This is a genomic window from Brevibacillus nitrificans (assembly GCF_003710965.1).
Classification (GTDB): Bacteria; Bacillota; Bacilli; order Brevibacillales; family Brevibacillaceae; genus Brevibacillus; species Brevibacillus centrosporus.
The window spans coordinates 178200-205140 of record NZ_RHHU01000018.1 but is presented as its reverse complement, the minus strand read 5'-3'; the positions used below and the strand labels follow the sequence as shown (position 1 = coordinate 205140).

The window sequence follows — 26941 nt, the reverse complement described above, 5'->3', positions numbered from 1 at the left end:
GCGGGGATACCAGGGCGATATCCCCGAGTGATGTTCAGGTGCTGCCTATTGCTGTGGCTTCTAGCGGGTGCTACTCTTCTCTGATCAAGGGAGATAAGAACCCACTACTTCGAATTTTTGCTCATTGTCTATGGTCATCACCTTCACTTCAATGACGTTGCCTTTTTGAAACGCAGGGACATTTATGATGGGAATGAAGGTCTTTACCACAGTAGAAATAACCTTGCCATCCGGCATCGTGACGGTTAGATCGAGCAAGACTTCTGGCTGATCATCCAATTGTGCATGGGTTTGCTGGATCGAGTTAATCACCGCTTGTGCGGACGTCCCTTGCTCGAGAATCGTCTTGCGCTGCGTATAGCGTTTTTTGTTAGCCCCTATGGTTTTGACAACAAATGCGATTATCACTGCCGCCGTCATACTTGAGAAGATGACGAGTATGACAATGATAGTGAGAGTATTCAAGGAAAGACACCTCGCTTTCATCTCTAAAATAGGTGGAAAAATAAAACAAAATTTCTACAATAAGCTTAAATCATCAACAATATGAAATCTAGGCTTTGTGAAGATTCTGTTAAATTATCACGCAAATACAGCTTTTTCCTTATAAATACAAGAGAATCAAGACATATTATATGATTTTCTTGTATTTAAATAGTATATAATGACAAACATTTTATTCTATAACTAATAGTGATACAATATGAATAAGGTTATAATTGATCTATAACAAGGGGTGTGACGGTGTCTCACCCTGGCTTGCTGTGGAGCATAAAGCAGGAGCGCCTGCAACATTTCTTCAAATTATACTAGTTAGGACGGTTAAAATGAGTAAAACAGACGTAATCTTAATTGGTGCCGGAATCATGAGTGCGACTTTAGGGTCACTGCTGAAAGAATTAGTACCAGATTGGGAAATTACAGTGTTTGAGAAGCTTGCAAAGGCAGGAGAGGAAAGTTCTAACGAATGGAATAATGCGGGAACGGGGCATGCTGCACTGTGCGAGCTGAACTACACAAGCGAAAAGCCAGACGGATCGATAGATATTAAGAAAGCAATCAATATTAATGAACAGTTCCAACTCTCTAAACAGTTTTGGTCTTATCTTGTAAATAGCAAATTGATCAAGAATCCAGAAGACTTCATCATGCCACTTCCGCATATGAGCCTGGTTCAAGGTCAAAAGAATGTAGAGTTTTTAAAGAAGCGTTTTGAAGCCATGTCTAAAAACCCGTTGTTCCAAGGTATGGAATTTTCCGATGACCCTGAAAAGCTGAAAGAGTGGCTCCCTCTCGTCATGCAAGGTCGTACCTCGAATGAGCCGATTGCAGCAACAAAAATTGACTCGGGTACAGATGTCAACTTTGGCGCTTTAACACGCATGCTGTTTGAACATCTGCAAACGAAGAACGTGAAAATCAACTACGGACACAGCGTCGATGATATTAAACGCACGAGCGACGGTTCGTGGGAATTGAAAGTGAAAAATGTGAATACTGGCAGCGTAGAGCGCCATACAGCAAAATTCGTCTTTATCGGTGGCGGAGGTGGAAGCCTGCATCTCCTGCAAAAGTCCGGTATTCCTGAAGGTAGACATATTGGTGGATTCCCTGTAAGCGGTCTATTTATGGTCTGTAAGAACCAGGAAATCGTTGAACAGCACCACGCAAAGGTATACGGGAAAGCAAAAGTTGGCGCGCCGCCAATGTCCGTTCCGCATCTGGATACCCGTTATATCGACAACAGAAAATCGCTGCTGTTTGGACCGTTTGCCGGCTTCTCGCCGAAGTTCCTCAAAACGGGTTCCATGCTCGATTTGGTCACTTCCGTAAAACCGGATAACGTGTTGACGATGTTGGCAGCAGGTGCAAAAGAAATGTCTTTGACCAAGTACCTGATTCAGCAAGTGATGCTCTCCAAAGAACAACGTATGGAAGAGCTGCGCGAGTTTATCCCTGATGCGAAAAGCGAGGATTGGGATTTGGTCGTAGCTGGTCAGCGCGTACAGGTTATCAAGGATACAGAAGCAGGCGGAAAAGGAACGCTTCAATTCGGTACAGAGGTCATTACAGCGGCTGATGGCTCGATTGCAGCATTGCTGGGTGCATCTCCAGGTGCTTCTACGGCTGTACATGTTATGCTCGAAGTAATCACCAAATGCTTCCCGCAGCAAATCAAATCGTGGGAACCAAAAATCAAAGAAATGATTCCTACCTATGGCGTGTCTCTTATGGAGCACCCAGAGCTGATCGAAGAAATTCATACTTCAACAGGACGCACGCTTGGTCTTACCAAAGAGCTTGCCCTCGTCAAGTAGATCGAACATATTGAAGATGAGATAAACGGCTTTCGCCCCCATCAGTCGGGACGAAGGCCGTTTATCTTTTGTACATCCACCAGATTTGCCTTTAGGGGCAAGTCTTTTTTATTTGTATGGCAGATGCTAAGCGTATTACGTTTGAAAATTACCGATATATCGATTATCATTTTCGATATAACGGAGGAGGATTACAATGAGACGTCGGAGAGGGTTTGTCCAGTTGGCCATCCTGCATTTGCTGAAAGAAGAATCCATGCATGGCTACCAGATCATGAAGGAGCTGGAGGAACGGTCTCATGGGGCGTATTCGGCAAGTGCCGGGACGATTTATCCTGCTCTTCAGGAAATGCTGGACCAACACATGATTGAACTGGAATCAGGTTCAGATAAAAAAGTGTATTTCCTCAGCGAAAAAGGCAATGAGCGGCTGATGGAATTCGTGAACCAGGGAGAGGGGGACTTCTGGGTCGAGTGGAAGGAACGCATGGTCTGGAGGAATTCCGAGGAATCGATACGGCTGAGAGCGGCGCTGGAGGGATGGGAAACAGAGCTTAGACGAACGATGAGACAAATACGCGGCAACCCGGAACGTGTCAAGGAACTGATTGCGTTAATCGATGAAATGACCAATCGCTTAAAAAACCACAGGGATCAATAAGGGGAAGTATCATGAATGCGATGAGAAAGCTGTTGCGATATCTTAAGCCATACGCGTTATTTGCCATAGTAGGGCCGTTTTTGATGTGTATTGAGGTAGCGATGGATTTGCTGCAGCCGACGATCATGCAGGAGATGATCGATATCGGGATTGCCAATCAAGATAACGGGTATGTGATCAAGCTCGGGGTGTTTATGCTGATCAGTGCGATTATCGGATTGATCGGAGGGGCAGGGAGTTCGATTTATGCCGCAAAGGCAGCTGTCAATTTTGCTACCGATATTCGGCGCGATGTGTTCAAGAAGACAGAGCAATTTTCCAATCAAAATACAGATACCTTTGGGACTGGCAAATTAATTACCATCCTAACCAATGATATTGCGACCCTGCAGCAGGCTGTCATCATGACCCTGCGTGTCTTTGTACGGGGACCGCTGCTGTTTATCGGGTCGGTCGTGATCGTTTGGCTTACGGCACGTGAGCTGTTTCCGGTGTTGCTGGCAGCGATCCCTATTCTGATTGCGCTGATCTATTTTTTTACGGTGAGGTCAGGACAGCTGTTCTCCCACGTGCAGAAGGCGATGGACCAGGTGAATACCAAGCTTCAGGAAATGCTTGCAGGGATTCGGGTGATCAAGGCTTTTGACCGTCATGATCATGAGCAGAGCCATTTTCAAACCGCCAATGATTGGTTGATGAAACGGAACATGACAGCCGAAAAGCTGATTGTCACCCTGATGCCTCTCATGATGTTCATCGTCAATATCGGAATCGTGGCAGGTCTATGGATGGGCGTGATCAAAGTCAGTGAAGGGACGCTTCAGATCGGGGTTATTTTAGCCTTTATCAACTACTTAAACATTATGTTGAACGGACTTGTGAGCAGCAGCAATGTCCTCATGCAGATTGCACGCTCGTTCTCGTCCGCAGAACGGATTGTGCAGGTGTTTGATATGGAAATTGACATAACCGAGCGGGAACAGCCAATCGCCGGACCAGAAATACGCGGAGAAGTGGAATTTCGAAAAGTGGATTTCAGCTATAGCAAAAATGGAGAATACGTACTGAAGGACATCTCCTTTCAGGCTAAGGCCGGACAGAAAATCGGGATTATTGGGTCTACCGGTTGTGGGAAATCAACGCTCGTCAAGCTGATTCCCCGCCTGTATGACCCGGATGCAGGGAACGTCCTCATCGATGGGATCGACGTCAAGGATATGCCGTTGGAGAAGCTCCGTACCGCGATCGGATTTGTCCCGCAGAAGGCGACTCTGTTTTCAGGATCGATTGAGGACAATTTGCGTTTCGGGAAAGAAGAAGCCACGACGGATGACATGGAGCAAGCCGCACAGGCAGCCGCGGCATCAGAATTCATTGATAGATTTGACGGAAGGTTTGGGCATCAGCTTTTGCAAGGCGCAACGAATGTATCCGGTGGGCAAAAGCAAAGGCTGTCCATGGCACGTGCTTTTATCCGGGAGCCGAAAATCTTGATTCTGGACGATTCGACCTCGGCGATCGACGCCTTGTCCGAAGCGGCTGTCCAACAGGCGCTGCGAGAGGCTTACACCGATTCGACCGTGTTTATCATTTCCTCCAAAATATCCTCCATTATCGATGCGGATCAGATCCTGGTCATGGAGGATGGAAGGCTGGAAGCGAGCGGGACACACGAGACATTGCTTGCGACGAGCAAGGTATACCGTGATATTTACACTTCGCAAAGCGGAAGGGAGGTTACGTACTCATGAGCAAGCCTTCGTCAGCGTCTAATCCCAATATCATGAACCGGGCGAGGGGACCGATGGGCTTTAGCGGTCCGGTGGTAAAAGCAAAGGATCGGACGGGAACTATCAAACGGATTTGGCTGTACATGGAGAAGCAAAAAGCACAATTGGTGGCATCGATTCTTTTTGTCATCATCTCTACGCTGCTGGGGATCCTCGGTCCCTATCTGATCGGAATAATCATGGACGAATACATCATACCGAGGGACATCGCAGGAACGATCAGACTTCTAGCTTTCCTTGCGCTTGTCTACATCGCAACCGTGGTATTTACTTGGCTGCAAACGTTTATGATGGTTCGCGTATCGCTGCAAACGATTCGAAATTTGCGCCAGGATTTATTTGATAAATTTCAGACCTTATCCCTGCGCTTCTTTGACAGCCGCGCGCACGGCGATCTGATGAGCAGGGTAACGAATGACATTGATAGCTTGAATAATGCCCTTAGTCAGAGCGTTGTTCAAATATTTTCATCGGTATTGATGGTGGTGGGAGTGGCGATTGCGATGTTTTCGCTCAATTGGCTTCTAGCCATCGTGACCCTGCTCGTGATCCCCATCATGATGCTTGCCTCGAAAAAGCTGATCGCGTACAGCAGCAAGCACTTTAAGAAGAGACAAAAGGATCTGGGAGAGCTGAACGGATTTATCGAGGAGTCGATTTCGGGTAACGAAGTGATCACACTTTTCGGCAAAGAGGGGAAGTTTGACCGGGAATTTTCAGGCGTCAATGAACGATTGCGCCATTCAGCGATGGCGGCAGATACGGTCTCAGGATTTCTTGGCCCTGTGAACAATTTCATCAACAATCTTGGACTTGGTCTAGTGATCCTGGTCGGCGCGGTCCTGACGGTGAAGGGGATGGCCACCGTGGGAATTATTGCGGCCTTTGTGACCTACTCGAGGCAATTCTTTCGGCCCATCAACCAGCTCTCCAACCTGTTTAATATGTTTCAATCGGCCATTGCTGGAGCGGAGCGCGTATTTGAGGTCATGGACGAGACACCGGATATGGTTGATAAAAAGGATGCCGTCGTTGTGGAGTCTTTTCGGGGCGATGTGGAATTCTCTCACGTTCACTTTGGCTATGAGAAGGGAAAACCGATCTTAAAGGACATCCATTTCGCGGTGAAGCCAGGACAGAAGGTCGCTCTTGTAGGTCCCACTGGTTCCGGTAAGACGACCATCATTAATCTCTTGATGAGGTTCTATGATGTAACAGCTGGCGAGCTAAAAGTGGATGGCCGCGATATTCGCGATTATCAGCTTAGCGGACTGCGGAAAAAAATCGGCGTTGTGCTACAGGATACGTTCCTGTTTTCCGGTACGATCATGGAGAACATTCGTTACGGACGTTTAGAGGCAACGGATGAGGAAGTCATCGCAGCAGCCAAAATGGCCTCGGCACACCAATACATCAAGCATCTGCCTGATGGCTACCAGACGCGCATCACATCGGGTGGAGCCAACTTAAGTCAGGGACAGCGTCAATTACTCGCCATCGCGAGAGCTATCTTGGCCGATTCCGACATCCTGATTTTGGATGAGGCCACCTCGAGCATCGATACCAGCACAGAGATCGAGATTCAAAAGGGACTCAACCGCTTAACGGAGGGGAGAACAAGCTTTGTTATCGCTCACCGTTTGAAAACCATAGAAAATGCGGATCTGATCTTGGTCATTCACCTGGGGGAAATCATCGAGTCGGGTACCCATGAGGAGCTTTTGCAGAAAAAGGGCTTTTATTTCGAAATGTATCACAGCCAGTTTGCTCATCTGCAAAATGTGTCCGCTCAGGAAGCAGTCGAATCGTAGCAAACAGAAAGCCGCTTTGCTCCATGACGGAGGACAAAGCGGCTTTCGCTGTTCTAATGGCGAAGCTTTCGTTTTCTCATTAATTTCGAATCAGGTAATCAAATGCACCCAATGCTGCGGTCGCACCCGATCCCATCGAAATAATGATCTGTTTGTACGGGCTATTCGTGCAGTCACCTGCAGCAAATACGCCAGGGATGGTGGTAGCACCATGCTTGTCGACGACGATCTCGCCCATGCGAGTGCGCTCAATCTCATCGCCCAGCCAATCCGTATTTGGTACAAGACCGATCTGGACAAACACGCCTTCGAGCTCAACGTGGTGAACGGTTTCTGTCTCGCGATCCATGTAGGAAATACCATTTACCTTGTCGGTACCGGTAATTTCCTTGGTTTGCGCGTTCTTGATCACCGTTACGTTTGGCAGGCTGTAAAGACGCTCCTGCAGAACAGAGTCGGCCTTCAGCTCAGCTGCGAATTCGAGAACGGTAACATGCTTCACGATACCAGCGAGGTCAATGGCTGCTTCGATACCGGAGTTTCCGCCGCCGATTACGGCAACGCGTTTTCCAGCGAAGAGGGGACCGTCGCAGTGTGGGCAATAAGCTACGCCTTTGTTCTTGAACTCGGCCTCACCAGGAACACCTACATTGCGCCAGCGAGCACCAGTCGAAAGGATCACTGTTTTGCCCTTGAGAACAGCACCGTTTTCCAGTTCGATTTCGATCAAGTCTTTCTTTTCCAAACGTTTTGCACGCTGGAGGTTCATGACATCGACATTGTACTCTTTGACATGCTCTTCCAAGCTTGCTGCGAGTTTAGGACCCTCGGTGTATGTCACACTGATAAAGTTTTCAATACCCATGGTGTCCATGATCTGACCGCCGAAGCGCTCAGCCACAATGCCGGTACGAATACCTTTGCGTGCCGCGTAGATCGCAGCACTTGCCCCAGCTGGGCCGCCGCCGACAACGAGCACATCGAAAGGCTCTTTGTCCGCAAAAGCGGAAGCATCAGGAGCATTGCCCAGCTTGGACAGGATTTCTTCCAGCGTCATACGGCCGCTGCCAAAGGCTTCTCCATTCAGGAGAACAGTCGGAACAGCCATGATGTCTTTGCTTTCTACTTCTTCTTTGAACGCAGCACCGTCAATCATGGTATGGGTAATGCCAGGATTGAGAACGCTCATCACGTTCAGGGCTTGTACAACATCAGGACAATTGTGGCAGCTCAGGCTTACGTACGTTTCAAAATGGTACTCGCCCTGGATGCCCTTCACTTGATCAATCAGCTTCTGATCAACCTTTGGCGGTCTTCCGCTGACTTGCAGCAGAGCCAATACCAAAGAAGTGAATTCATGTCCCAAAGGTACGCCTGCAAAAGTTACCCCGGTGTCTTCGCCGATGCGATTTACACTGAAGCTTGGTGTACGCTGCATGGTTGTTTCTTCAAGCTTGATTCGCGTGGACATGGTGGCCAGCTCATCGAGGAGAGCCAGCATGTCACGCGATACGCTATCGGAGCTCGCACTATATTTCAGCAGTACGTCGCCTTCTAACAGCTGAAGGTACTGCTCCAATTGTGCTTTAATTTCTGCGTCCAGTATCATTTATACCACTCCTTAGATCTTACCAACGAGATCCAGGCTAGGTTTCAGGGTAGCAGCACCTTCTTGCCATTTAGCTGGGCAAACTTCACCTGGATTGCTGCGAACATATTGAGCTGCTTTCAGTTTGCTAACAACTGCGCTTGCATCGCGACCGATACCGCCAGCGTTGATTTCCAGAGCTTGTACAACACCGTCTGGGTCGATGATGAAAGTACCGCGATCAGCCAGTCCATCTTCTTCGATCAATACATCGAAGTTGCGGGAGATGGTGTGAGTTGGGTCACCGATCATGGTGTAAGTGATTTTGCCGATAGTCTCGGAAGTGTCATGCCATGCTTTATGAGTGAAGTGAGTATCTGTGGAAACGGAGTATACTTCAGCTCCCATAGATTTCAATGTTTCGTATTGGTTTTGGAGATCTTCCAGTTCAGTTGGGCAAACGAAAGTGAAGTCTGCTGGGTAGAAGCAAACAACGCTCCATTGACCTTTGAAGTTTGCATCAGTAACTTCTACGAATTCACCGTTTTTGTAAGCTTGTGCTTTGAAAGGCAGTACTTGTTTTCCGATGAGAGACATTCTGAAATTCCTCCTAAATATTTGTTGTAGAGAATTATTATTAAATGTAATAATTCTAACTTGATAACCATTATCACTCATATTCTTCTGTTTGTCAATGAAAATAATAATAATTTTAATTAAGAAGTAATTACTAGCTAGTCTTGATCATTTGAAGAAGGAATATACTTGCGATTTGGTCTTTTTTCATAGGCAACCCATCCCGCTCGAAGTAGCTATTCTATATAACAGAAATACTATTTACGAAAAGCTACTGACCTATTCAACGAAATGAATGATCTGAATCACGATAAGACGAGAGACGGGAAAGCTTATTCTCCGTCATTGGGCATGGAGAATGGTCCATGCCTTTTTTACTGGAAAAATGCAGATTTTATCGGCGATAGGTCGATAGTTTCTATTCTGGGGGGGACGGCAGGATAACGAAAGATTCCACTAGAATGATCAACCAACAGTGGTATCCAAGGTTCCGTAATAGAATGTGTTGCTATATGCCACTCGGTATTGCCTGGTAATGCGAAAAGGAATTCAACGTAACGCCAATGGAAACGACTCAAGAGGAGGAATTACGTATGCAATTTCACTTTTATGTAGGGAACGACAATGGGAATAGCGAGCATGACATTTTCGTTGACGGAAGGCTGATTCAGCAACCGAATGTGAATTGTGCAGTAGATGGACTTCCCTGGAGTGAAGAACAGTCTCCGGAAAGCATTATGAAAAACCTCCAGGATCAACTGATTGTCACCATTGATTCACCTTCTGCACGACCAGGAATGTATTACATTGGAAAGTTCGCGTTAGATAGCGGTGAGTTACTGGATACCATGCAGGTTGGGATTGATTACAAATATGATGTGGACTTGCCCATCGTAAATACATTGGGACAGATCGCGTCAGTAGCTGTACAGAAAGTATTTGAAGAAGACAAGGGAATCCCTGAAAATATCGACGTATTGGTGGATATGGCGACAGCGCTTCCGATTACTCAGCATACAGACGAAGCATCAGCCAGGTTTGAAAGAAGATTTATGGCGGGGCCTCACAATGTTACCGTTCACTTGGGGAAATTACGGGTGACCGTCAAAGTTATATTCGACTTTACAAAAGTAGTCCCTGAAGCGACGCCTGTAACCTTTGCCCTTCAGAAAGACGAGGAAGGGAATTGGAGAGAGGGCGATATTTTCAACGAGTTCGCCCAAGCCTATGCGTTGCCCGAAAACTTTAACGGCAGCTATTTTAAAGACAAACGGATTTTGCATACAGATATCGGAGACGGTTCTACGGAATATCCGATCACGGAAGGGAATAAGCTTCTGCGGCAATTCGTGCATGGAAGCAATCACGGAGCGGGCTATGCCATTGAAGAAGCTTTAGATGAATTCAATCGACTGATTCATTTGCCAGATAGTCCTCGACAATTCTTTAGTGACGTCATAAAAAATCCGAACCATAAATACCATTCCAAGGCGATTAAGACCTTGCGAAGACCGCTCGAGGGACAGGCTAAACAAATCATTACGCATATCAGAAAGCAGCTGACAAAAGCGAGAAACGAAATCGACGTGATTTGTGTGTATGGCGGGGGCAGTATTCTCATGCGTTCCATTCTGCATCCAATGCTTAGGGAGCTATGCGAGGAGAGGGAAATCAAGCTGTTGTATATTCCGCCTCAGTACGCGGTGACGATGAATGCGAAAGGATTGGATGCCTTTGTGCGGGGGAAGATTTACGAAGCACTAAAGGAAAGAGCCAGACAAGCCGTTTAGGAGTGCGCCATGAAAAAGCCTAAAAAGCCAGGGGATAACATTAGTATTAAAACAAAAAAGAACGAATCTCCTCTTATTGTAGAGTGGATCAATTCCCAAACGAATTTGATGGATTCCATTCGCTATCTCATTGAAAATGAAGTGGTCGCGAATGGGATTCGAAATTTACAAAACCATATTCCAGCAGAAAGACAAAATGAGCTTTTGATTGCGAATCTTCCAAATGGCAAGCGATCAGAGGAAACCGTTCCCGTAAAGGAAGCCGCATTATGGAAGAAACCGGAAAAACGAATCCCCGATGATGACATTGATGATGAAGACATCGAGTCGTGGACATGAAGCTTTTCAGGGCCGTGCCATGCGAAGTAATACTTTGTATGAGCAAGTAATCCTTAGGGAGAGAAAGGACCATTTCCATTTACTTTCATCAGAAGTCAGGTTGACACAAGTAACGCATCATTGTACACTTTCAACATAATTAAATAAGACCTCACTTAAATCAGTGAGGTAGAGGCGCGATGTTTAACAGTCCTTTGCGGAGCTTGAGACGCTGTGATGCTAGGGAGAAGGAAATGTCGCCGAAGCTTGTAATATGCTCGGTATTACTTGCTGGGTCTGCAGTTAAGAGCTGCAGGACTGTCTCAATAAATTGTCCCGATTTATTGAGTTGTGCTATCTCATTTGGGTAAAGAGAGGTTTTTGGGTAACTGCGCATTTCACGCGGCCTGAGACAATCTCAGGTCGCTTTTTGCTTTGTAAAAATACTAAAATTTTTAAAGAGGGGTAATCATCATGAAAAAACAGTCTACATTTTTGGCAGTGTTTCTATCAGCAATGGTAGCTTTAGCAGGATGTGGTTCGAGCACGACGAGCAGTCCGGCAGCCGCACCAGCAGCGTCCGACAATACATTCAAAGTTGGTTTGGAAGCAGGTTACGCTCCTTTTAACTGGACGCAAATGGACGATTCCAATGGTGGCGTGAAAATTGACGGCAACGCCGAATTCGCAGGCGGCTACGATGTAGAAATCGCGAAAAAGATTGCAAAAGGCTTGGGCAAAGATTTAGTGATCGTGAAAACCGAATGGGATGGTCTGGTACCAGCTTTGACCTCCGGCAAGATCGATGCGATCATCGCGGGTATGTCTCCAACGGCCGAGCGTAAACAAACTATCGACTTCTCGGACAACTACTATAAATCCAATCTGGTTATGGTTGTGAAAAAAGGCGGAAAATACGAGGGAGCTACCTCGATCCAGGATTTCAAAGGGGCGAAGGTAACGGCTCAATTGAACACCTTCCACTACTCTGTAATCAATCAAATTGAGGGCGTCGCTCAGGAGCCTGCGATGGACAACTTCCCGGCAATGCGCGTGGCACTGGAATCCGGTATGATTGACGGTTACGTTTCCGAGCGTCCAGAGGCAGTGAGTGCTTCCTCGGCAAACCCTAACTTTGCCATGGTTGAGTTTAAAGATGGATTTAAAACATCCGAAGACGATACAGCGATTGCCGTAGGGGTACAAAAAGGCAGCGAGCTGACCGGCAAAATCAACGAGATTTTGAAAGGCATCTCCGAGGAAGAGCGCACAAGCATCATGGATGCGGCGATCAAGAATCAACCAGCAGCAAAATAACCCGACTCCCCAAAAACCGGCTGCACGATCCGCAGTCGGTTTTATCACGGGATAGGTCCAACATGTAAGGGCGGAGTGTAGCCGAGTTTTCTAATTAAGGAATGGAGGAGTAAGATGAGCTTTGAGTGGATTGTAAAAATCGTCTCCGATAACTGGCCGATGTTCCTGCGCGGAGCGGGGATGACCCTTCTCGTCGCCTTGCTCGGTACGATTGTAGGGGCCATCATTGGTCTCTTGGTTGGGGTCATCCGTACGATCCCTGTACCAGAACGCGGCCCTAAACGTGTGGTTCTCAAACTGGTTAATGCCATTCTCTCTATTTATATTGAATTTTTCCGTGGAACGCCGATGATCGTTCAGGCGATGGTCATTTATTACGGCTCTGCCTTGGCATTCGGATTCGATATGGACCGGATTTTTGCGGCGATCTTTGTCGTTTCGATTAATACAGGGGCGTATATGGCCGAGATCGTTCGCGGCGGTATCATTTCCGTTGATAAAGGTCAGTTTGAAGCGGCACAAGCCATCGGGATGAATCATGTGCAAACGATGTGGAATGTCGTCTTGCCGCAGGTGATTCGCAATATCCTGCCGGCAACAGGGAATCAGTTTGTCATCAATATCAAGGACACTTCCGTATTGAACGTGATTTCTGTTTCAGAATTGTATTTTACAACCAAGTCGATCGCCGGAAACAACTTCCGCTATTTTGAATCGTTCTTTGTCGCATGCGTCATTTACTTTATCATGACGCTGATCGTAACCCAAATTTTGCGCTACATCGAAAGAAAATTGGACGGGCCTGACAGCTATACGATGGTGGGCTTGGAGACAGCAGGCAAGAAATAACCGAGGAAGGAGGGCACAGACATGGAAACGATCATTGATATCCAGCAACTAAAAAAATCCTACGGGAATCACGAGGTCTTAAAGGACATCCATTTCTCCGTTAAAAAAGGTGAAGTGGTCACCATCATTGGTTCGTCGGGGTCCGGCAAATCGACGCTTCTGCGCTGCATCAACCTGCTGGAGAAGCCAAGCGGCGGCAAGATCATTTACCACGGGGAAAACATCCTGGATGACAAGCACGATATTTTTGCTTATCGTCAAAAGCTAGGGATGGTCTTCCAGCAGTTTAATTTGTTCAATAACCACAATGTTCTCGGCAATTGTGTGGTCGGGCAGATCAAGGTGCTGAAGCGCTCCAAAGAAGAGGCTGAAAAAGTAGCCATGAAATATTTGAAGGTCGTGGGGATGGACAAGTACGTGAATGCCATGCCGAAGCAGCTGTCAGGCGGTCAAAAACAGCGCGTGGCTATCGCCCGAGCGCTTTCCATGGAGCCGGATGTGATGCTCTTTGATGAACCGACATCGGCCCTCGATCCGGAAATGGTCGGAGAAGTCCTGAAAGTCATGAAGGAGCTGGCGGGTTCGGGTTTGACGATGCTGGTCGTCACGCACGAAATGGAATTCGCCCGGGAAGTATCTGATCGTGTGGTGTTTATGGACAAAGGCGTCATCGCCGAAGAAGGAAGTCCGGAGCAAATTTTCAATCAGCCGAAGCAAGAGCGCACGAGAGAGTTCTTGAAGCGGACCTTAAAGCAGGCCTGATGATAAAAAGGAGTGGCCCCATTTAAAATGTACCCTTTGTAAAGGACACTTTTAAAAAGTCTAGGCAGCTCTCAGTAGATGATCCCTGTATTGAACGGGGGTCATCTTTTTTAAATTCCATTGGTATCTATAGTGATTGTAGTACGTCATGTAATGCTTAATTTCACGTTTTAATTCTTCAAGACTCGTACATTTCTTAATCGAGGCTTCGTCTTTAAAATGACCAAAAAAGGACTCCTGAGGGGCGTTATCCCAACAGTTCCCTCGTCTTGACATCGATTGGCACAATGTAAGTTTCTTCACCAATTTCTGAAAATCAGGGTGAGTATAATGCGTTCCCTGGTCGGAGTGGATCATGGCATCTTTTGCCCTCTTAAAGTTTCGATTCTTTTTTAATTTGAGAAGGGTATCCGTAGCTAAGTCCATGGTGATACGGTCTGACACATGGTAGGCCAAGATCTCATTGGTCGAACCATCTTTTATCGTGGATAGATAGGCTTTTTGACCTTTGCCGTAATAGAGATAGGTGATATCCGTTAAAAGCACTTTCCCAGGAATATTTTGTTTGAATTTTCGGTTTAAAAGGTTGGGTACAACTCGGTGCTCCTGTGTGGCTTTCATCATTCGTCTATATGGATTTGCCTTTCGAATGGGACAAATGATGGCAAATTTCTTCATAATCCTCCGAATACGCTTCAAATTGAAGACAACTTGAAATTGACCCGCCAAGGTCATTTTAATTTGACGAGCCCCTTTCTTACGCCCTTTAAAATGGAAGGCTTTTAAGATGATCTCTTTTGCGATTTCATCCTTCTGGTCTTTTTTCTTTCTCTGTTCCTGCGACTTAGCCGAGAAATAATTATTATAATAACCGCTACGAGACACACTTGCTACTTCACAAAGATAACGCACCATATGTTTAAGTTGGTACTTTTCAATGACGGAACGGATAAGCATATATTTCTGGCCAGGAGGCAGGACTACGGGCTTTCCTTCAGCCCCCTTTCTGCTATACGAATCTTTTTTAACAGTTCATTTTCGGCTTTTAATAAGTTGTTTTGAGCCTCTAAACGAGCGTACTTTTCCTCTAGAGTCAGTTCCTTTTCACGAGGGCGTCCAGTGTTTTCGGTTCTACTGTCATGCAACCCAAGCAACCCGTTTTCGCGGTATGCGTTAAGCCATCTTTCTGCAGATGACTTCACTCTTTGTAGTCCAATTACATCCACATCAAACCCATATTCCTCAAAGATCTGTCTTGGAAATTTTCCTTTTTCGTATTCAACAATAAAAATACGCTTAAATTCATCGGTATAAGTAATTGACTTCGCACTTACTGATTTGATGTGAGAATTTCGCTTTAGTTGGTTCATCTCTTTTTCCGTAAATATCTTCTTGCTCATACTTTCCCCAGCCCCGATTTTTTTCTTAATTATACAGAAAAGTACCCTATAGGTAGACTTTTTTAACGTGTCTACTCTATAGGGTACATTTTACATTTGTGGTCACTCCTTTTTTGCGCACGGATCGAATACTAGAATACGTCATGCAATCCCGTATCCGAATAAACCGAGATCAAAACAACAGCCTTCTTATCCCCGATATTTTTCACGAAGTGCGGCACGCTGGCGTTCCAGCTGAAGGAGTCGCCTTCTTCCAAAATCATCGAGTCTTCCCCTTGTTCGGCAAGCACCTTTCCTTCCAGCACCAAATGGCATTCCTCACCCTCATGGGCATTGGCCTCGCCCATCGAAGCGCCAGGAGGGAACTCTACCAGCATCATGCGCAGTCCGCCTTTGGAGGTGACGTGCTCGATTTTCAGGTTGTTGTGGGTAGAAAAGGAACGCTCCGCCCTGCGAACGACGCGCATATGCTGTTCTTTTTCCAGCAGTAAATAAGGAAGCGGGACGCGGAGAAAGCTGGAGATGGTTTGCAGCGTCTGTATGGAAGGCGACGTATTATTGTTTTCGACGTTGCTGATAAATCCTTTGGAAAGTCCTGTTCCTTCGCACATTTGTGCGATGGTGATTTTCTTTCGATTACGTATGGCACGGATTTTTGATCCTATATCCAAATGGTCCACCTCAAATGTTTCCTGATAAAAAACTTAATTTTATCTTAGCAAAAATAAATTTGACAATCTACAGCTATCGTTGTTATCTTATAGATGAATAATATTCTTATTCAGAAACATTAAAAGGCATCTTTTTCTTATTTTTTTGCCCGGGTGTTTCCTAATATGAATGTAATATCCTTATTAAAAAACAATTGTTGTTATATACATCGTATTTGGGGAAGGGAGACGGCTAGATGAAAACGCCCATGATTTATGAGCTGCAGCGTCCGAAGACAATCGATCCGAACAAAAAATATCCAGCCCTTTTCGTGATGCATGGCATCGGAAGCAATGAGCAAAACATGCTGTCGTTGGTTCGTGGGCTGGAGGAGCAGTTCTTCATTTTCAGCATTCGAGGGCATTTGCCACAGCCGCCGGGTTATGCGTTTTTTACGATTCAGGGCTATGGGAAGCCGCATCGCGAGGTTTTTGATCAAGCCATCGGCAAGCTGACCAGCTTTATCGAATATGCGACGGAGCAGTATCCGTTGGAGCAAAGCCAGCTGTACCTGCTCGGCTTCAGTCAAGGTGCGATTTTGTCCATGACACTGGGTCTGACATTGGGCGATCGCATCAAAGGGATTGTCGCACTCAGCGGGTACATCCCGGGATTTGTAAAGGAAGAGTATGGGAAGAAATCGGTCGACCACATGAGCCTGTTTATCTCCCACGGCGAGATGGACCAGGTGCTGCCTTACGAGTGGGGAGTCGCGAATCATGAGTATTATCAAGGACTTGGTGCAAATGTTACGTTCAAATCGTACCAGGATGGGCATACCATTTCGATCCAAAATCTGCACGATTTTCAGCAGTGGCTGCTCGCATCACTGACCAAGTGAGAACCAATGACAAAGGAGAGGATTTCCATGTTTCCGTCCTTTTTTATCGCGCATGGGGCGCCCATGATCGCTCTGGAAAACAACGATTATACCCAATTTATTAATGAGCTGGGGAAATCCCTGCCAAGACCAAAAGCCATCGTTCTATTCTCCGCTCACTGGGAGTCGCAAACGCAGCAAGTAAGCGATGTAGACGAATTCAGCACGATTTACGATTTTGGGGGCTTTTCCGAAGAATTGTACCGCGTTCAATACCCGGCAAAGGGACAGAAGGACATCACCCAGGAAATTATTGGCCTATTTGAAGCGCAGGGAATCTCCTTTTCGGTGGATTCTAGCCGCGGATTGGACCATGGGGCATGGGTCGTCTTGCGATTGCTATACCCAAATGCGGATGTACCTGTGATATCGATGTCGGTCAATTCGCAGTTGGCTCCCAAAGAGCAGTACCAGATCGGGAAAGCTCTGGCAGCGCTCAGAGAGCAGGACATTCTCATTATTGGCAGCGGGGGGACGGTCCATAACCTGCGGGCGTTGAAGTGGGCAGAGGATAACGGGCTGGCGGACGACTGGGCACTGGCGTTTGATGAGTGGCTGGAAGGTCGTTTGAAGGCTTGGGATGTAGATTCCCTGTTTGACTACCGGGTTTTGGCACCAGCGTCTCAGTATGCTGTGCCTCCTTATGGCAGCGAACATTTTGTCCCGATTTTTTACGCAATGGGTGCGGCAGATCAGGAGCGTGAGGCGAAATTGCTCCATCGCAGTTATCGCTATGGCAACTTGAGCCATAGTGTTTGGCAATTCGGGTGATTGGAAAGCAGGTAAAGCAGGTAAAGCAGGTAAAGCAAAAGTCCCTAACAGGAAACCGTTAGGGACTTTTATTTTGCTCATCGCGATTTGGAATCAAAAAAGACACAATCGTTCCTTCATTCGGTTTGCTTGCAATGGAAAGGCCCTGTCCGTACAGCTGGGTCAAACGTCGGTGCGTATTTGCTACCCCAATCCCGCTTTTTCCTTTCACGGTGGTATCCAGCAGTTGAAGCACCGTGTCTTGATCCATTCCTTTGCCATCGTCCTTGACTTCAACCAGCGTAAAGCTGTTTTGCTGCGTAATTCGAATGGTAAGTGTACCGCCTCGGTTCCGAGAGAGAAGACCGTGCTTCACAGCATTCTCGACCAGCGGCTGAATCGAAAGGGGAGGAAGGAGAACAGAGATGTCCGGGTCCACCTCCCAGACAATCGACAATCGCTCTTCGAATCGCTCCTTTTCGATGAACAGGTAGGCTTGGACTAGCTCCAGCTCGTGGGAAAGGTCTACGAGTTCACCGGTATTCAGAAAGTGGAAGCTGATCCGTAAATAAGAGGCAAAGGCATCGCCTAGCCTGCGCATTTTCTCCGTATCGATTTCACTGAGCGCCATAATCGAATTGAGCGTGTTAAAGAGAAAATGAGGATGAATTTGTGCCTGCAAATAAGCCGCTTCCATGCGCAAGCGCTCTTGAATCGACTGCTTTAAGGTCGTCAAGGCTCGGATCCGGTACCGCAGCTCGAGGGCGTCAACCGGTTTGGTTACGTAATCGTTGGCTCCTGACAAGAAGCCGGTGTATATATCTGCCGGCTGACTGCGTGCCGTCAACAGCAGGATCGGCAGCTCGGAAACGGAATACTGCTCTCGCACGCGCTGCGTCAGCTCGTAGCCGGACATGTGGGGCATCATGACATCCGCAATCAGCAAATCCCATGGCTGGGTACCGAGCAGCTCCAAAGCTTCCTTTGCGGAGCTGACTGTTGTAATTGCATAGGGCTCTGCAGAGAGTATCCCGACTAGCACATTGAGATTGACAGGATCATCATCGACCGCCAAAATTCGAATGCTTACGTCAGACTGCAGAGGTGGAGCCAGCAAAGCGGCTGCCGCGACTTGGCTCATGGTTTCATCCGAAAAATAAAAGGCATCTGCCGCAGCTTCGTCTTGTACTGTCTTTTTATACAACGGACGCCGCTGCGGCGAAGACGAGTCAATGGAAGGGTCGGCGAGTGGAAGCTGGAAGCTGAATACCGAGCCTTCCTGTGGTTTGGATGCAACCGTCAGTGATCCGCCGTGAAGCTCTACCAGCTGTTTGCAGATACTGAGCCCGAGCCCGATTCCTCTACCGTCACTAATGCCGTGAGTGCCTTGCTCATAAGGGAGGAAGATGCGTGCCATGGTTTCCTCATCCATACCGACTCCGGTGTCTGCGACGCGAATGATGGCATGCTTGTCGGATGTCTCGACAGAAACGGAGATAGTGCCCTGCTCCGTGTATTTCAGTGCGTTGTGCAGCAGGTTGTACAGGATCTGCACGAGCCTTTTTTCATCTGCCAAAACAGGTGGGAGTGTTTCTGCGATGTCCATCTTCAGTTGGATCGGTTTGCCTTCCGTCATATAGGAAAGCATGCCGATGACCCCAGGTACGACAGCTTGGATCTGCAGAGGCTCTCGCTGCAGAGCAATACGGTGCTCCTGCAGTCTGGCAACATCGAGAAGATCGCCAAGCATATGCGACATGCGGCGACTGATGGTGATGAGCAGCTCCATGTCTTTGCGGCTCGCGTGATTCAGCGTCTCCTTCTCTTTCGCAACAACGTTCTGGGCAATATTCATGATGCCGTGTAGAGGTGTCCGCAGCTCGTGAGACGTATTGGCGAGAAACTGGTCCTTCTGCTTGTTGGCTTGCTGCAGCTGTTCGTTTAGCTTGACGACTTCTCGGGAGTTGCGGAAATACCGCTTGAACCAGTAGGTGGAGAAGCCGGTAATAGCCGCGAGAATGTCTATCGGATAGTAGACAGTGGTGACGTCCTTTACCGCCTCAACAAAGCTCCATGACAGGTTTGAGAGGATGGCTGCCGCCGTAAGCAGCAAGAAGACGATATCCGGATCCGCTTGCTTGCGAAAGATCAGCGTTCCTACGATATAGACAAACCAGGCGAAAGGCAGCAAGTAGAAGAAGGTAAACAGCTGTACATCAACCGCCGCATTGACCCAGGAAGCAGGTACCGCCAGCAGGTAAACGCAGAAGGCAAGCATCGCAGCGAAGTATACGCGCTGCCAGGCGTTTTTCGCTGGAGCCATCGCGAACCTTCGATAGATCAGCAGGATCAAGTAGTTTTGCCACAAAAGAACGATGAGTCTGAGTTTGATCGCCCATGCATAGCTGATCGGGAGCCATAGCAAAAGCAGATTATCGTGCCCAATCACAATCGCGACCCCGACGAGCAGCATGAGCAGGCCGGTGATAAACAAGGATTTTTCTTTCGGATTAAACAGGTACAAAATGACTGTGTACAACCCATGCAAAAGCAAAACGATCAAGGTGACGAGCTGAAATCCGATAGAGTACCAGCGCACGTAGTCGATCGACGCCAAGGAGCCGAAACGGATGGAGCGCGTCAACCCGCCATTGAACGGTTCGTCATAATTCGCCGCGCGAATCAGCAAATCAATCTCTGTGGCTCCTTCGGTTGAGTAAGTAGCGGTGTAGGATACGTTTTCAGGCACGTAGTCTTGGGCGTTGCCGGCAATTTTTCCAAGTCTGGATGAGAGAATGCCGTTTATTTCAATCTCCGAGGCAGCCTGGATTCCTTGAAACCAAAAGGAGACCGGCTGCTTGAGCGGCTCGATGAGTACGCGCAGATGGTACGTTCCGTAGCCGTATGAGGATCCGGTATTTTCATGGAGCAAGCTTCCCCAATCTCCCGGCACTGGAATCAGGCGAGCTTCCTTCTGCTTACTTGCGATATCCTCCTGTGAAAGAAATTGATTGGGGTAGAAGTGCCATTCTCCATCCAAAAAGAAAGGAGTCGATTTGTCCAAATCCACCCCGCGCAGATCGAGAACGCCATCGATCGGTTGGGGAGAAGCAGCTGTATAAAAAAGTTCAGACCACGACCAGCGTAAAAGCTGGAGCACGCTGACAAACAACAGGACGATCAGGAAATACTTGAGGGCGGTGCTTTCTTTTACACGTATCATAGGTAAGAATTTTGACGAAATAACCGGAAATCCTTTATTGGATTATTGGCATATAAGGGCATCGGGATAAAACATCTTGAAATTAAGATGATAATGTCTCAAAATAGAGATATTGCGAGGGTACAGATGCGATTGCTCTGAAATCAACCAGAGCAAGCTATGGAAAAGGAGGAATCGCGAGTGGAAATCGGGCTAAGTACTTTTGTAGAAACAACACCGGACCCTCAGACCGGTGTCGTGATAAGCCATGCGCAGCGTTTGCGCGATGTCGTGGAGGAAATCGTTCTTGCGGATCAGGTCGGACTGGATGTCTTTGGGGTAGGGGAGCATCATCGGAAGGATTATGCGGCGTCTTCTCCGGCGGTTGTGCTGGCAGCAGCTGCCTCTCAGACCAAGCGGATCCGACTGACGAGTGCAGTGACAGTGCTGTCATCTGCTGATCCCGTTCGTGTGTTTCAAGATTTTGCAACGCTGGACGCACTTTCAAATGGGCGCGCGGAGATCATGGCAGGTCGGGGGTCTTTTATTGAGTCCTTTCCCCTGTTTGGGTATGATCTGAACGATTACGACGAGCTGTTCGATGAAAAACTGGAGCTGCTGTTGAAAATTCGCCAGTCCGAGAAGGTGACCTGGAGAGGCGGTCATCGGCCTGCAATTCACAATCTCGGTGTCTATCCGCGACCCGTCCAAAATCCTTTGCCGGTCTGGATCGGCAGCGGAGGAAATGCCCAGTCAGCCATTCGCGCGGGGCTGTTGGGATTGCCGTTTGTTCTCGCGATTATCGGGGGACGTCCGGTCCAATTCGCGCCAATCGTGGATCTGTACAAGCGGGCGGCAGCGCAGGCCGGTCACGATCCGTCCAAGCTCACTGTCGCTTCCCACTCCCATGGGTTTATTGCAAAGGATAACGAGACGGCAGCGGACAAGTTCTTCCCATCCACCCAGCAAGCGATGAATGTCCTGGGCAAAGAGCGTGGCTGGGGACATTACGATCGAGCCACCTTTGATGCGGCACGCAGCTTTGAAGGTGCGTTGTACGTAGGTGATCCGGAGACGGTCGCGCAAAAAATCATTCATCTGCGAAAAAAGGTCGGTATTACCCGTTTTATGCTGCACGTACCTGTAGGCACGATGCCACATGAGGATGTCATGAATGCCATTCACCTGCTGGGAACAGAGGTGGCGCCGCGTGTACGTGAGGAAGTCGCCAAATGGGAAGCGGAGCAGAAACAGGATAGCTGATCGAAAGAGGGCATGAAAGAGGTCAAACCAAATCAACGTCCTTCTTCTTATAAAAACGGTGCCAACGCGAGCGATTTCGCAAGGGCACCGTTTTTGGTGTGTAAAGCTTACGATTGAATAGCAGCAGCCGTTTTGGCAGCTACATGCTTCTTGATCTTGACCGCCATGAGCGAAGCGAAGAAGCAGACAAAGCCCGCGATCATAAAGGCTTGGGAGTACGTACCGAGCCAGTCGCGCATGACACCCGCTCCATAGGCGGCAGCAGAAGCCCCTACCTGATGGGCAACGACGATCCAGCCAAAGATCATTCCAGATTTCTCTTTGCCAAACACCTGGCTGGACAGCTTGGCAGTCGGCGGTACTGTCGCGATCCAGTCCAAGCCGTAGAAAACAGAGAAGATGATGAGCATCGTAGGTGTGGAATCGAGCGCATACGGCAGGAACAGCAAGGACAAGCCGCGCAGTCCGTAGTACCAGAACAGCAGCCAGCGGTTGTCAAAACGATCGGACAGCCAGCCGGAGATCGTTGTACCGACGAGGTCGAATAATCCCATCATCGCGAGCAAGCCAGCAGCGGTTACTTCCGGTAGACCAAAATCTCCACAGGCGGCAATAAGATGAGTACCGATAAGGCCATTGGTGGAAAAACCGCAGAAGAAGAAGGTTCCCGAGAGCAGCCAAAAGGTCGAATTCTTCATCGCATAGCGCAAATTTTGCAGCGGGGCCAGAAAGATATTCCCGGTAAAAGGTGTAGGCGGCACAACTTCATCGGTTCCATAAGGAGCAGCGTCTACATCGGATGGATGGTTTCTCATCCAGATCGCGACGATTACCAAAACGAGAATCAGGACGGCAACAGCCGTAAAGATGGCATATCTCCAGCCCAGGTCGGTCGTCAGCTTTGCCATCAGCGGCAAAAAGATCAGCTGACCGGTAGCGGCACTAGCAGTTAGAAGGCCTACGACCAGCCCTTTGCTTTTGACGAACCATAGATTGCTGACCGTTACCCCCAGTACGTTTGCCATCATTCCCGTTGCAAGACCGGAGACGAGGCCCCATAACAGCTGGAATTGCCACAGAGCAGTCATGAAAGGAGTAGCGGCCAAGCTGATGGCAAGCACGGCAAGGGATAAGACGACGACCTTGCGAACGCCGAAGCGCAAAAGCAAAGCAGCAGAGAAAGGCCCTACCAGGCCGTACAGAAAAATCCCCATGGAGAGAACGCTGGAGATGCTGCCTCTGCTCCAGCCAAACTCATCCTGAAAGGGGACGAGCAAAATACTCGGCAGCGAGCGAATCCCGGCAGAGACCAGAAGAGTGACGAAGGTCAAGAGGACAATGATCCAGCCGTAGAACATGCGGGATTTTGGCTTGAAGCCGTTTTGCGTATTGAGAGAATCCATATATACACCCCACGCTTTATTATTTTGTTTGTACATACAAATTTGTTGAAGGCATAACAGCTGGTTATTTTTCCAGCTGCTTGCTGGACGACGTCAAGTACTCCGTTAGCTGATCGCTGAGTTCTTTTCCCAGGATCTCCTCGTAGTTCTGCTTCAGCCTTTTGGAGGCCTGGCGAAGCGTCGGTCCCAGCTCGATGCCCTTTTCGGTCGGATATACCATGACGGTCTTTCCGTGAACTTTACGCTCCACGAGCTGCTTGGTCTCAAGCTTATCGACGAAACGAGTCAGCGTGGAAGGCGTAATCGACAGCTTTTCAGAAAGCTCCTTTTGGGTAATGCCCGGGGAACCAATCACGAGACGAATGAGATACCCGTAAGCTGGTGCTAATCCGGTGGTGGCAAACGCCTCGTCGGCCATACGCGTAATCGCCCGACTCAGACGGTTGGTGGTAAAGTACAGGCAGTCTTGCAGAAAAGCCTCGTCTTTTTCAGGCTTTTGATTCATAGGTTGGGTCATCTTCTTTCCTCCACGTGGGGTAGGCTTGATGAATTTCTATTTTGTATGTACAACAAATAGTAAGTGGGAAGCTCCAATCTGTCAATGAGCAAAGTTACATTTTATGGGAAGAAAGTTTTTTGGCAATAAGTGCGATTCTGTATGCATAAAGAGAGGCTCATTCCCCCCGGGTGGATGTGGGGGAGTGAGCCTTTTGTTTTAGTCGGCAGAAGTAAACCCGTATGCGTCGTATGGATTCTCACAAGGCTGACCTTCTGATAGCACAAAGGTTCCTTGGGAAAGATTCATGATGATAGAAAACACGGTGCTGGAGATCATCGAGCGGCCAAGATCAAGCGGCTGTGTCTCTCCATGCCTGCAAATTCCGTCAGGACTTCCTGCGTGATCGCGGAAAATTGCCTGAAAAGCCTCGGAATCAATGTTGCTTTCAAACTTGTCGAGCAGCTTGCTTGCCCTGCCCTGACGCAAATGCGAATCAGGAGACATGATGCGTGCCGTATCAATCAGGTTGATCGAGCGCGGTCCGATAAAATGATTGGCGTGGACTTGCCAGCCCTTTTCCGGGTAAAGCACGTCGTAGTTGGTCGGAGAGGCTTCGACATTCAATACTTCGCCTTCTTTGTGGGCGATCAGGTAGTTGGCGGAGGTCCCGCGATTCATCCGTGCTACCTGACCAACTGCCTGGGGAAGTGTCGAGCTGTTCAGGATTCCGCGCAGGATAATGTGGATCGGCACACCTACGATGCGCTCGGACGTACCAAGGAAATTCAGACAGACACCAACCCCAGCTCTGTTCATACCGATTTTCCCTACGATCCCTGCTTCGGTGACCATGAGGATTTTCGGGCGTGGCGCCTGATCGATCTCAAGTACAATCATTCCTGGCTTGACCTTATTGTTCCAGTCCCAGTTTTGACCGAGCAGCATTTCCTGGTGCTTAGTGACTTCCGGAACAGCGGCCATGCTGGTGCAGCCGTCGGACGGGATATCTCCACCTGCCAGATTCGTGATCACTTCACTTCTGGCATTGAGCGTGATCAGATCGAGCAGGTCTTGGCCGGAGCCTTCACTGATCCCTTTGATCTCCAGCAAAATTTCAGGGTCGTAGCTTTCGATGACATCGATATACTGGACAGCGTAATTCCGAGCAGCGTCCCACTTTACATGCGCCATCTCCCAAAACAGAGCCTTGTATGTCTCGATATTGTGAATGATCTGTTGTTTGGCCAGCTGGCCAAGCTGTTTCCCGCGCTCAAAAGCGGGACCACTTACACGTATATGTTGAAACGCTTTCATGATAACCTCCAGCAAATTTCGTTATTCTAGTAGGATTCTGTGGACAAAGGTTTGTTTTCGGCTGCACGGTTTGCCGTCAGGGCACTAATGAGCAGCATGACAACTACGTTCGCGAACAGGGCGATTAAACCGCTGTTCAAGTCTTTCGCTGCTTGCGGGAAGCCTGGGAGCAACGAGCTGATTGTTGTGCCAGAAATGGTAAGGTAAGCGACGGTGGCGACGCCTACGAGGATTCCCCAGATGGCTCCGTGTTTGTTGATTCGATTGGTAGGTAGCAGGCTGAACACCAGTGAAGGAAAGAGCTGGGTAATCAGGCTGAATGACATTAAGAGCAGGGCATAGAGGGCATTTCCGCCATTGATAACAAAGTAAACGGAAATGAGCGAGACGACAGGGACAGTCCACTTCGCCACTTTGGCTACCTGGGACTCGTTGCTTGGTTTAAGCAATGGTTGATAGACATTTTTGGCAAAAAGGGTACCGATCGTCAGCAGAATGACAGAGGTAGGTACCAAGGCTGTCAGCAAACCAACTCCGCCAATCACCCCAATAAACCACGGGTCAAAGGTCTGAATGGAGAGTCGCAGTAAAGACAAGTCTCCTTCCGCGCCTTTTAGACCGGGCACCTGAAGGAGTGCCGTGTAGCCTACGAAAAAGACGAACATCAAAAGCAAGGTGTACAACGGCATGACAATCGTGTTGCGCCGAAATACTTTTTCGCTTTTTGCGGAGAGTGCTGCCGCGAAAAGTCCAGGCTGCATGTAAAAGCCAACTGCTGTCATCAAAACGGTAGAAATCACCCAGCTCAGGCTCTGTCCGCTGTCAGGAAAGGACAGATGGGCTGGTTTCGCTGCTTGTACAGCATGAAACATCGGCTCGATGCCTCCGTAGTAGTGGTAGGGCAAATACAGTCCCAAAAATACAACTACGGCAATGATGGTGATGTCTTTAATGATTGCCGTCCAGGCTGCACCGTGGATTCCGGAAATCATGACGTATACAGTAACTGCAATCGTACCGAACCACACCGCGAGCGTAGGAGAGATCATCCCATAGGAGGTTTCCGACACGATGATACCCAGACCTTTTAGCTGAAGGACAACGACAGGAACAGACGCGATGATTCCCACGATCGACACCAGCAAGCCGAGCGAGGAGCTATTGTATTTGAACCGGAAAAAATCTGAGATCGAGACGATTCCGTGTTCTTTGGCATAGCGCCAAATGGGAGGGAGCAGATAGTACGAGAAGACGTAGGCCAACGTCATATACGCAAGTACGTAATAAGCAGGAGAGCCTACCTGATAGATCATCCCGCTGCCGCCCAGGAAGGTGAATGTCGTAAAGAACTCACCCGCGAGCAGGAGAAAGACGAAAACGGTTCCAAAACCACGTCCGCCAACGGCCCACTGCTCCAAGTTCATTTTCTTTCCCCTCGTCGAGCGTATCGCGAGGAAGATCGCTACCGCCAAAAAGGCAAAGGTAATCCATAAACTAGCCATCAAGCTTCCCCCTCTCGATTGGCTGGATCCAGATAATTGACGAGTGCCATGACCACAGAGGTAAGAACGACCCAAAGCACGATCCAGAAGAGTAAAAATGGCAGGCCAAAGACAAAGGTTTGTACCTTGTTAGCAAAAGGAAGCCCGCCGAGCATGCCGATAAAAGGGATGAGTCCCAAGACATGAATGAGTTTCAATGATGTGCCCTCCTCGTTTCATTTTGTAAAGATGGTTCTC

At 48.3% G+C, this 26941-nt stretch carries 23 protein-coding genes and 1 riboswitch; of the genes, 12 read left to right on the top strand and 11 right to left on the bottom strand.

The window, feature by feature from the left end; all coding sequences use genetic code 11:
• Positions 1-84: 84 nt before the first annotated feature.
• Positions 85-465: a hypothetical protein gene (locus tag EDM59_RS26455; RefSeq protein WP_246011256.1), complete on the bottom strand. Its 381-nt coding sequence runs from the start codon at positions 463-465 to the stop codon at positions 85-87.
• Between the two features lie 362 nt (positions 466-827).
• On the opposite strand from EDM59_RS26455, the gene EDM59_RS26450 reads away from it, so the two are divergent.
• The 4 genes from EDM59_RS26450 to EDM59_RS26435 all read left to right on the top strand — a co-directional run bounded on the left by EDM59_RS26450 (position 828) and on the right by EDM59_RS26435 (position 6580).
• On the top strand, positions 828-2318 hold the full coding sequence (locus EDM59_RS26450; protein ID WP_122926402.1) for a malate:quinone oxidoreductase: 1491 nt from the start codon (positions 828-830) through the stop codon (positions 2316-2318).
• A gap of 196 nt (positions 2319-2514) precedes the next feature.
• A complete protein-coding gene (locus tag EDM59_RS26445) occupies positions 2515-2979 on the top strand; it encodes a PadR family transcriptional regulator (RefSeq protein WP_122926401.1) in 465 nt (154 codons plus the stop codon).
• Between the two features lie 11 nt (positions 2980-2990).
• A complete protein-coding gene (locus tag EDM59_RS26440) occupies positions 2991-4730 on the top strand; it encodes an ABC transporter ATP-binding protein (protein ID WP_122926400.1) in 1740 nt (579 codons plus the stop codon).
• A 32-nt stretch (positions 4731-4762) separates the two neighbouring features.
• Entirely contained in the window at positions 4763-6580 is a 1818-nt protein-coding gene (locus EDM59_RS26435) for an ABC transporter ATP-binding protein (protein ID WP_122926454.1), read from the top strand.
• 79 nt (positions 6581-6659) lie between these two features.
• Here the strand turns inward: EDM59_RS26435 and ahpF are convergent, their stop codons facing one another.
• The gene (gene ahpF, locus EDM59_RS26430; protein ID WP_122926399.1) at positions 6660-8189 is read right to left on the bottom strand and encodes an alkyl hydroperoxide reductase subunit F; all 1530 of its coding nucleotides are present in this window, start codon (positions 8187-8189) and stop codon (positions 6660-6662) included.
• 12 nt (positions 8190-8201) lie between these two features.
• On the bottom strand, positions 8202-8765 hold the full coding sequence (ahpC, locus tag EDM59_RS26425) for an alkyl hydroperoxide reductase subunit C (protein ID WP_092271654.1): 564 nt from the start codon (positions 8763-8765) through the stop codon (positions 8202-8204).
• Between the two features lie 572 nt (positions 8766-9337).
• On the opposite strand from ahpC, the gene EDM59_RS26420 reads away from it, so the two are divergent.
• From EDM59_RS26420 to EDM59_RS26400, 5 genes are all read left to right on the top strand, one after another.
• Complete coding sequence (locus EDM59_RS26420) at positions 9338-10534, top strand: ParM/StbA family protein (protein WP_122926398.1); 1197 nt, start codon at positions 9338-9340, stop codon at positions 10532-10534.
• 9 nt (positions 10535-10543) lie between these two features.
• The gene (locus EDM59_RS26415) at positions 10544-10873 is read left to right on the top strand and encodes a hypothetical protein (protein WP_122926397.1); all 330 of its coding nucleotides are present in this window, start codon (positions 10544-10546) and stop codon (positions 10871-10873) included.
• A 161-nt stretch (positions 10874-11034) separates the two neighbouring features.
• Positions 11035-11217, top strand: a riboswitch (Lysine riboswitch).
• Between the two features lie 109 nt (positions 11218-11326).
• Complete coding sequence (locus EDM59_RS26410; RefSeq protein WP_122926396.1) at positions 11327-12169, top strand: transporter substrate-binding domain-containing protein; 843 nt, start codon at positions 11327-11329, stop codon at positions 12167-12169.
• A gap of 114 nt (positions 12170-12283) precedes the next feature.
• The gene (locus EDM59_RS26405) at positions 12284-13018 is read left to right on the top strand and encodes an amino acid ABC transporter permease (RefSeq protein WP_122926395.1); all 735 of its coding nucleotides are present in this window, start codon (positions 12284-12286) and stop codon (positions 13016-13018) included.
• Positions 13019-13039: 21 nt separating this feature from the next.
• Positions 13040-13780 carry an amino acid ABC transporter ATP-binding protein gene (locus EDM59_RS26400; RefSeq protein ID WP_122926394.1) on the top strand — a complete coding sequence of 247 codons (741 nt, stop codon included), beginning with the start codon at positions 13040-13042 and terminating at the stop codon, positions 13778-13780.
• A gap of 60 nt (positions 13781-13840) precedes the next feature.
• Here EDM59_RS26400 and EDM59_RS26395 read toward each other — a convergent pair.
• Together EDM59_RS26395 and EDM59_RS26390 are read right to left on the bottom strand one after the other, a co-directional pair.
• A protein-coding gene (locus EDM59_RS26395; RefSeq protein ID WP_122926393.1) for an IS3 family transposase occupies positions 13841-15180 on the bottom strand; the annotation gives its coding sequence in 2 pieces (ribosomal slippage) (positions 13841-14787 and positions 14787-15180; 1341 coding nt in all).
• Positions 15181-15311: 131 nt separating this feature from the next.
• Positions 15312-15851: a cupin domain-containing protein gene (locus EDM59_RS26390; RefSeq protein WP_122926453.1), complete on the bottom strand. Its 540-nt coding sequence runs from the start codon at positions 15849-15851 to the stop codon at positions 15312-15314.
• A 236-nt stretch (positions 15852-16087) separates the two neighbouring features.
• Here EDM59_RS26390 and EDM59_RS26385 point away from each other — a divergent pair, with 236 nt between their 5' ends.
• Together EDM59_RS26385 and EDM59_RS26380 are read left to right on the top strand one after the other, a co-directional pair.
• Complete coding sequence (locus EDM59_RS26385; protein ID WP_122926392.1) at positions 16088-16732, top strand: alpha/beta hydrolase; 645 nt, start codon at positions 16088-16090, stop codon at positions 16730-16732.
• A gap of 27 nt (positions 16733-16759) precedes the next feature.
• On the top strand, positions 16760-17542 hold the full coding sequence (locus EDM59_RS26380) for a DODA-type extradiol aromatic ring-opening family dioxygenase (RefSeq protein ID WP_122926391.1): 783 nt from the start codon (positions 16760-16762) through the stop codon (positions 17540-17542).
• Positions 17543-17600: 58 nt separating this feature from the next.
• Here the strand turns inward: EDM59_RS26380 and EDM59_RS26375 are convergent, their stop codons facing one another.
• Positions 17601-20744, bottom strand: coding sequence for a hybrid sensor histidine kinase/response regulator (locus EDM59_RS26375; RefSeq protein ID WP_122926390.1), 3144 nt, complete (start codon positions 20742-20744; stop codon positions 17601-17603).
• Between the two features lie 180 nt (positions 20745-20924).
• On the opposite strand from EDM59_RS26375, the gene EDM59_RS26370 reads away from it, so the two are divergent.
• Positions 20925-21986, top strand: a complete 1062-nt coding sequence (locus EDM59_RS26370) for an LLM class flavin-dependent oxidoreductase (RefSeq protein WP_122926389.1) — start codon at positions 20925-20927, stop codon at positions 21984-21986.
• 107 nt (positions 21987-22093) lie between these two features.
• Here EDM59_RS26370 and EDM59_RS26365 read toward each other — a convergent pair whose 3' ends face one another.
• The 5 genes from EDM59_RS26365 to EDM59_RS26345 form a co-directional block, all read right to left on the bottom strand.
• Positions 22094-23389, bottom strand: a complete 1296-nt coding sequence (locus tag EDM59_RS26365) for an MFS transporter (protein ID WP_122926388.1) — start codon at positions 23387-23389, stop codon at positions 22094-22096.
• Positions 23390-23453: 64 nt separating this feature from the next.
• Complete coding sequence (locus tag EDM59_RS26360; protein ID WP_122926387.1) at positions 23454-23906, bottom strand: MarR family winged helix-turn-helix transcriptional regulator; 453 nt, start codon at positions 23904-23906, stop codon at positions 23454-23456.
• 198 nt (positions 23907-24104) lie between these two features.
• Entirely contained in the window at positions 24105-25202 is a 1098-nt protein-coding gene (locus tag EDM59_RS26355; RefSeq protein ID WP_122926386.1) for a C45 family autoproteolytic acyltransferase/hydrolase, read from the bottom strand.
• A 26-nt stretch (positions 25203-25228) separates the two neighbouring features.
• Positions 25229-26704: a sodium:solute symporter family protein gene (locus tag EDM59_RS26350; protein ID WP_122926385.1), complete on the bottom strand. Its 1476-nt coding sequence runs from the start codon at positions 26702-26704 to the stop codon at positions 25229-25231.
• Positions 26704-26901: a DUF3311 domain-containing protein gene (locus EDM59_RS26345; protein ID WP_122926384.1), complete on the bottom strand. Its 198-nt coding sequence runs from the start codon at positions 26899-26901 to the stop codon at positions 26704-26706. Before EDM59_RS26345 ends, EDM59_RS26350 begins: the two co-directional genes overlap by 1 nt.
• Positions 26902-26941 lie beyond the last annotated feature (40 nt).